We start from the raw sequence: 6,773 nt of genomic DNA, 5'->3' as shown, positions 1-6,773 counted from the left end.
GGGCCCGCCTGGTCGACGAGCGCCTGGAGCCCGCCGGACGGGGCTCCCTCCCGTGGGTCGGGAACCGTGCGCGGATCGGCCGTACGCGGGTGGGGGCCGGGCGGGCGGGCCGCTTCGGCCTCGGGGAAGGAGGCCGCTGCCGCGGTCCCGCGGGCGGGCGGAAGCGTGAAGTCCGCGGAGTCGGACGCCTCTTCGGACGCGGAGCTGCGTGCGTGCCCCGGCGTTTCGGCAGCCGGGCCCGGCACGGGCACGGAGGACCACGGGGCCGAGCCGGCCGGCGGAGCGGCGCCTCCGGATGCTGCGTCCTGCGAGGGGCCTGCGTGCTCAAGGGCCGCCTTGAGGTCCGTGCCGCATGCCTGGCAGAAGCGGTCCTCCTCCTCCAGGGGCTCAGCGCAGCTGGGGCAGGAGAGTTGGTCGAGCTGTGGCATGGTCACACCCACGTCCTGGGGCGGAAACGGTTCGCCCGCTCCACCAGTTCAATCCTCTCGGTACCGGTCTGTGCCAGCCGGGCGAGGCGGCGGTAGGAACGCTCCAGACCGAAGCGCAGCCCCTCCTCGTCCAACCGGACGCCGAGCAGCGTAGCGGTACCCGGCCCCGGAGGGGCTCCCTGCACCGCGCCGTCGGCCCCTCTCGAGGCGCCTCTCGCTCCCGCGAGGAACCAGTCGAGGGCGCAACCCAGCACCTCGTTGGTGAGCGCCTCGTGGCGCAGGGAGTCGAGGCCGACGCCCGAAAGCCGCTCCAACTGGCCCGCCGCGGCCTGGAGATCGTCGAGCAGCGGTTCGTGCGCGGCGCGCTGGCGCAGCCGGGCCCGTACGGCCGCCACCCGTGCAGCCGTGAAGTGGATCGAGGACTCGGGCACCGACTCAAGCGCCCCGACGGCCCCGCGGCGGTCGCCCGCGGCGAGCCGCACGCGCGCCAAGCCGAAGGCGGCGCTGACGTACGCGGGGTCCGTCGCCCAGACGAGGTGGTAGTAGTCGGCGGCGTTGTCGAGCTGGCCGAGCACCTCGGCGCAGATCGCCAGGGCCAGCTTGGGCGCGGGTTCGCCGGGGAAGGCGTCGTACACCGCGTCGAAGGAGAGCGCCGCCGTCTCGCGGTCCCCCTCGACCAGCGCCGAGAGCCCGCGATACCACACCACCCGCCAGTCGTCGGCGTGCTCCGCTTCCAGCTCGGCGAGCACCTCGGCCGCCGCTCTCGACGGCGGACTGCTCCGGCGCGTCGGCGGCGGCTGCTCCCCCGGCGACATCTCGGACCAGGCGCGCAGCTCGCGCAGGCGCAGTTCGAGGGAGTCGGCGGGGGCGGCTTGGAGCGCCGTGAGGATCTCCGTCGGGGCGGCAGCCATCAGCCCGGCGAGGAATCCGGCACTGGGATCCCCCGGGTCGACGCGCGGCACGGGGAGCGCAAGCGCCGTCGGACGCGCCTGGAGCGGTACGAGGGCCACCGGGCCGCCGGGTTCGACGGCTGCCGACGCCCGCTGCTGCGGGGCCGGTTCGGGCTGTCCGGGCAGCCGCACGTGCGCCGGCGTGCTGCCCATGCCGCCGTACTCGCCGGCGGCCGTGCTCTGCGCCATGAGCGTCGCCGGGGCTGCCGCCCTCTGCTGCGCAGGGAGCGAAGCGGCTCCTGCGACGGCGTGCGGCTGACCGCTCCCGTTGGGGGGCGAGGCCGCCTCCACGGCCGGTGCGGCGGGCCCGTCACGCCGGCGGCGACGGCCCGTGTCCCTTCCACCGAGGGCCGAGGTGTCACCGCTGAGCTGAGGCAGCAACTCGGTGTCCACCACGCGGAGTTCGGAGCCGAAGAGCGTGGAGAGCGAGGGTCGCGGCCGCCCGCTCTGGAGCGCCACGACCTCCCGCAGCACGCCCAGCAGTTGCTCGGACATCTCCTCCGCCGTGGCGAACCGGCGCTGCGGGTCCGGGTCGGTCGCGCGGACGAGGAAGCGGTAGAAGGACTCGTACCGCTGGAAGACCTCGATGCTCGACGGCTCGGGAAGGCTGTCGGCGAAGACGTTGGTGTAGCCCTGGAAGTCGAAGGTGAGGACGGCGAGGGTGCGTGCCACCGTGTAGAGGTCGGAGGCGACGGAGGCGCCCTCCTCCGCCACCTCGGGCGCCTGGTAGCCGACGGTGCCGTAGATGGCGCTGTCGTCGTCGTCCATCCGCCGGACCGCGCCCATGTCGATGAGCTTCAACTGGTCGTGCTGCTGGATCGCGTTGTCGACTTTGAAGTCGCAGTAGAGAAGATTGCGGCTGTGGAGGTGTCCGAGTGCCTCGAGCGCCTCGATGCCGTAGGCGCACGCCTGCTCGACGGGGAGCGGGTCGCGCTTGCCCTCCGGTGTGCGGCGCTCGTTCGCGATCTCCTTGAGGGACTTGCCTCCTACGTACTCCATGACGATGTATCCGTCGAGGCTGCCCGTGCGCTGGTCGAGGTGCTCGACGAAGTTGTAGATGCGCACGATGTTGGAGTGCTCGATCTCGGCGAGGAACCGGCGCTCCGCGATGGCGGCGTCCATGGCGTCCTGGTCACCCGTGTCGAGGAGGCCCTTGAGCACCACCCAACGGTCGGAGACCGCCCGGTCGACGGCGAGGTAGATCCAGCCCAGGCCGCCGTGGGCGAGGCAGCCCGCCACCTCGTACTGCCCGTGCACGATGTCGCCTCGGCGGAGCTTGGGCACGAAGGAGTAGGGGTGCCCGCACTTGGTGCAGAATCCCTCGGTCCGGCCCGGTCTTTCGCCGCGGGCACGGCCGACGGGGACGCCGCAGTCGCTGCTGCTGCAGAACCGCTTCCGCTCGGGGACCTCCGGATTCTCCAGGACCACGCTCGACGGATCGGCCCTGGGGACCTGCGGCATGTGCACGAGTCCCGCGCCGAGTCGGCCGCGCCCGGACGAGGAGGCCGCGGAGCGCGCGCTGCGCACCGAGACGGAGCGCGAGGAACTCCGCTGCGAGAGCGACCGGGAGAGGCGGCCGGAGACCGAGCGGCGCGAGGACTGCGACCGCGCAGACGCACGCGACGACCGCGAGGAGGAGTCCGAACTGCTGCCGCGGCGGGCACTGGTGATCCCCGTCGGCGCCGAGCCGAGCGCGCCCCCGGGGGCGACGACCGGAGCGAGACCGCAGGTGTCGCAGTAGAGTTCGCCGCCGCCCATGTCCTCGTAGCTGCCCTCGCAGCCGGGCCGCTGGCACGACTTGTTCGGTCCCGTCGACTGCTCGCTCACCGCTCCCCCTGTCCCGCGCCCCCGCTGCGCTCGGCGCGGACCGTGCCGTTACCCGTCGCTCCGGCAACCGCAGACGTGCCGGACACGGTACGGCAGTGCCGTACCGTACTGCTTCCGCACCGGGCCCGGCGGCGCACCGCCGCACTGCCCGGCTCCGCACCGCCCCACCGCGGCGTTTCGTTCCCTGCGCGGGGTGTCCCCGTCGCGTTCATCTCTCTCCCCCTCCCTCGGCCAGGGGCGTGCCCTCGGTGCGACGTGCCGCGAGGGAGTCCTGCACCGCCTGCTGGTACCGCTGGACGGCGTGGTCCGCCGCCCGCAGGTCGCAGGGCGCACTCCACAGCAGGCGCCGGGCCACGTCGTACCGCTCGGCGAGGAAGCGGTCCTCGGCGTAGCCGTGCTGCGCGGCCTTGGCCTTGTACGCGTCGAGTCTGCCGCGGAGCTCGGCGCGCACGGCCAACGGGGCCGTCACCGCGGTGAGTTCGGCGCGAGCGCGCTCCAGCTCCTCTTCCGAGCGCTGCTCCAGGTTCTCCAGGAGCGGTGAGAGGAGGTGCCAGCGCGAGTGCCTGCGGTGCTCGACCGCCGTGGTCAACTGCTCGTGCAGGGCGGCCGGGGGGCCGCTCACGGCCGGCACCTCGGACGCCGCGATCTTGGCGAGCACCTCACCCCGCGCCGATCTCGCCTCGGCGAGGGTGCGATCGGCGCGCGAGAGGACGTCGCGGAGTCTCATCAGACGCTGCTCGGCGTCCTGGCGGACGGCGAGCACCGCCTCGATCTCCCGCCGCACGTCCTCCAACGCGCGGGCCGCGGCGTCGTATCGCGTCGTGTCGGGGCGTCCTCCGCCGGGGGCGCTGCTCCCGCCGGTGCGGGTCCAGAAGGCGAGCGGGTCGGTGAGGACCTCGGCGCGCAGGTCGGTGAGGTCACGCGTCGTTCGCTCCAGATCGTCGCCTGCCGGGTGCTCGCCGGGGCGGACGCCGACCGAGTGGGCGAGCGAGCGGATGCGCTGAAGCTCGGCCGAAAGCATGTCGATCCGCGCAGGAAGGGCCGACCAGACGGAGTCGGCGGCGGCGACGACGTCGAGGGCCTGCGCGTACCAGTCGTTCATGCGCGATACGAGCTGCGGAAGCGTCAACTCCTCGACGAGCTGGGGCGTTCCGCCGGCGCCCGGCGCGGCACCGGCGAGATCGGCCCCGGAGACCGTCAGCGTCCCCCGGAGGAGCCGAGTGAGCTCCGTCAGGTCGTCCCGACTGGGCCATCGACGCCTGCTCCGCAGCTCACGGGCGAGCTCCAGCCGGCGGGTGTAGGTCTCGAAACCGTTCCACAGCAGCGTGACGGCCTGTTCGGCCCGCACCCACCTCTCCGCGGTGACGCCGGTGAGCTCCGCCCCCTCCAACAGACGGCGCCCTGCGTGGTCTTGCAGCGCCAGAAGCGACGATTCGACGGCCTCGTGCTCGGCGTCGAACCGCTCCAAGGCGCGATCGACCTCTTCCCGGCTCATCACCGCTCCGGCGGGTCCCGCGGGCCCCATCGATCACCTCGCTGCTCTCGTCGCTGCCTCGTCACCGCTCCCGGTCGCCCGTCTCCGGGGCCACCGCCCCGCGTCAGTCGCGGTACTTGGGCTTGGGTGGTTGGGGGGCTCCGCCTTCTCCGGCGCCTTTCATGTCGTCGGCGAGCCACTCGTCGTACGCAGCCCGCCACTTGCTCCCCGCTCCACCCTTGCGGTAATCGTCGAGCACCTTGTTGACGCGGCGGACGAGGTCCTCGTCCTCCAGGTTCATCGCCACGCCGTACGGTTCGACGGTGACGGGCTCGCCGATCAACCGCACCGACGGGTCCTGCGCCGCCTGGCCCGCGCCCAGTGCGCTGTCCGTGACGATGGCGTCGGCCTCGCCGAGTTGCATGCGCACCAGGCAGTCGAGTTGGTTGGGCACACGGAGGGTGCGGGCGCCGAGCTGCTGGTAGTCGCCCTCCTTCATCAGGGTCTCCGCCGTCGAGCCCGAGGCGTAGCAGAGCCTGCGGCCTTCGAGGGACTTGTCGAAGCCCTTCACCCGGGCGTGGTCCTTCGGCACCAGCATCTGCTGTCCGGCCTCGAAGTACGCCGTGGAGAAGGCGACTTCCTCGATGCGTTCGCAACTGATCGTCATCGTCCGGACGACCATGTCGACATCGCCCTTCTCGAGCGCGGGGATGCGCTGGTCGGTCGGGATCGTCTTGAAGGTGATGTCGGGGTCGGTACCGAGGATGTCCTTCCCGATCTCCTTGGCGAGATCGATGTCGAACCCGCCCAACTTGCCGGTGGTCGGGTCCCGGTAGCCCCACAGGAAGCTGTTCTGGTCGACACCGACGACCAGACGCCCGCGGTCCTGGATGCGCTCGACGGCCTCACCGGCTTCTCCGCTCGGCTTGAGGCTCTCGGCCGGGTCCGAACCGTCCTCGCACTTCTCCGGTTCGGGATCCTCCCCCGGCGCGGCAAACGGCCGTACAGGGTCGTCGGCCGGAGCCGCCACGGAGTCGACGCGTCCACGCTCACCCGTCCCGCCCTCGCTCCCCGAAGGTGCGGCGCAGCCGGCGAGCACCGCCAGCAGGACGGCGGACACCGCGCCGACGACCCCGGCCCTCCGGCGCCTACGTGTGCCGCCCTCGCGCTCCGCCGGCTCGCCCGCCCCACCGAGGGCCGGCGCCTTCCGGCCGGTGTCTCGTCGCGCCGTGCCCAACGCCTCCCGTACTGCCGTCACTTCGCGTCCCATACCCGTACTCCCCCTCACCGGTACTCCGCCAGCCGGCGCATCTGACCCCACACCACGGCCGCTGCTCCGAGCACCGCGAGCACTACGGCCCCGATTCCGAGACCACCCAGCCATCCGCGGCCCCGGTCGGCGGCTTCCTCGAACTGCTGCTGCTCGTGGGTGCTGGCCTTGGCGAGGTTGCGATCGACGCGGTCGAACGCCTCGCCCGTACTGTTCTCCTTGCCGATGACCATCTCGACGGCGTCGTCGTAAGCGCCGTCGTCGTCCTTCGCGCGGGCGTTGGCGTGCCGTTCCTGCCAGCGTTTCAGCGAGTCGGTGGCGTTCTGGACCGACTGGCGGCCTGTGCTGTCGTCGGCGAGCGCCTGGGCGCGTCGGAGGCCGCCGGGTGAGTCGGGCCCGCCGAAGAGCTCGCGCATCTGCTTCTTGTAGCTCTTCTCGTACTCGGCGCCGGCACCGCGCGCGACGAGCGTCATGTTCTCGTCGCCTCGCGCCTGGAGAGAGCCGATCCACACCTCGTTGAGCGCCTGAAGAGAGCGGGCGCCCTGCTCGTCCGAGTCGGTGAGGTTGCCGCGCGCAAGCGTGTGGCCGACGCCGAGCCAGAGGAGGAGGACCACGGCGGCGGCGGTCGCCGCAAGAAGGCCCGGGTTGAAGACCCGGTTGGTGCGGCGGTAGTTGCGGCGCTGTGCCCAGGCGAGCGCGAGCAGTGTCACCACGCCGAGGCCGACCGCCGCCCACGGCCAGCTCTTCGCCGCGTCGTAGTCCCTTCCCAGCTCGGCCGTCTCCGCCTTGTACAACGTCTCCGCGGCGGGGAGGAGTTCGCCGCG

At 72.6% G+C, this 6,773-nt stretch carries 5 protein-coding genes and 1 pseudogene; 1 reads left to right on the top strand and 5 read right to left on the bottom strand.

Annotated elements, in window-relative coordinates; genetic code table 11:
- Both UWG_RS33740 and UWG_RS0118620 read right to left on the bottom strand, forming a co-directional pair.
- Positions 1–428, bottom strand: a 428-nt coding sequence (locus UWG_RS33740) for a zinc ribbon domain-containing protein (protein ID WP_033196237.1), incomplete at its 3' end; no start/stop codon positions are given.
- Positions 429–430: 2 nt separating this feature from the next.
- Positions 431–2,839: a tetratricopeptide repeat protein gene (locus tag UWG_RS0118620; protein ID WP_420235636.1), complete on the bottom strand. Its 2,409-nt coding sequence runs from the start codon at positions 2,837–2,839 to the stop codon at positions 431–433.
- Here UWG_RS0118620 and UWG_RS34275 point away from each other — a divergent pair.
- Positions 2,838–3,119, top strand: a complete 282-nt coding sequence (locus tag UWG_RS34275; RefSeq protein ID WP_420235635.1) for a hypothetical protein — start codon at positions 2,838–2,840, stop codon at positions 3,117–3,119. The two genes, UWG_RS0118620 and UWG_RS34275, sit on opposite strands and share 2 nt — an antisense overlap.
- A gap of 294 nt (positions 3,120–3,413) precedes the next feature.
- Here the strand turns inward: UWG_RS34275 and UWG_RS0118615 are convergent, their stop codons facing one another.
- From UWG_RS0118615 to UWG_RS0118605, 3 genes and pseudogenes are all read right to left on the bottom strand, one after another.
- Positions 3,414–4,700: a hypothetical protein gene (locus UWG_RS0118615; protein WP_016908724.1), complete on the bottom strand. Its 1,287-nt coding sequence runs from the start codon at positions 4,698–4,700 to the stop codon at positions 3,414–3,416.
- Between the two features lie 103 nt (positions 4,701–4,803).
- A complete protein-coding gene (locus tag UWG_RS0118610) occupies positions 4,804–5,949 on the bottom strand; it encodes a glutamate ABC transporter substrate-binding protein (RefSeq protein ID WP_016908723.1) in 1,146 nt (381 codons plus the stop codon).
- Positions 5,950–5,963: 14 nt separating this feature from the next.
- A pseudogene (locus UWG_RS0118605) lies at positions 5,964–6,773 on the bottom strand (hypothetical protein); the annotation flags it as partial.

Origin of the sequence: Streptomyces xiaopingdaonensis (genome assembly GCF_000262345.1) — a bacterium.
Lineage (GTDB): Bacteria > Actinomycetota > Actinomycetes > Streptomycetales > Streptomycetaceae > Streptomyces > Streptomyces xiaopingdaonensis.
The sequence above is the reverse complement of the archived record's forward strand: the minus strand, read 5'-3'. Positions and strand labels throughout refer to the sequence as shown.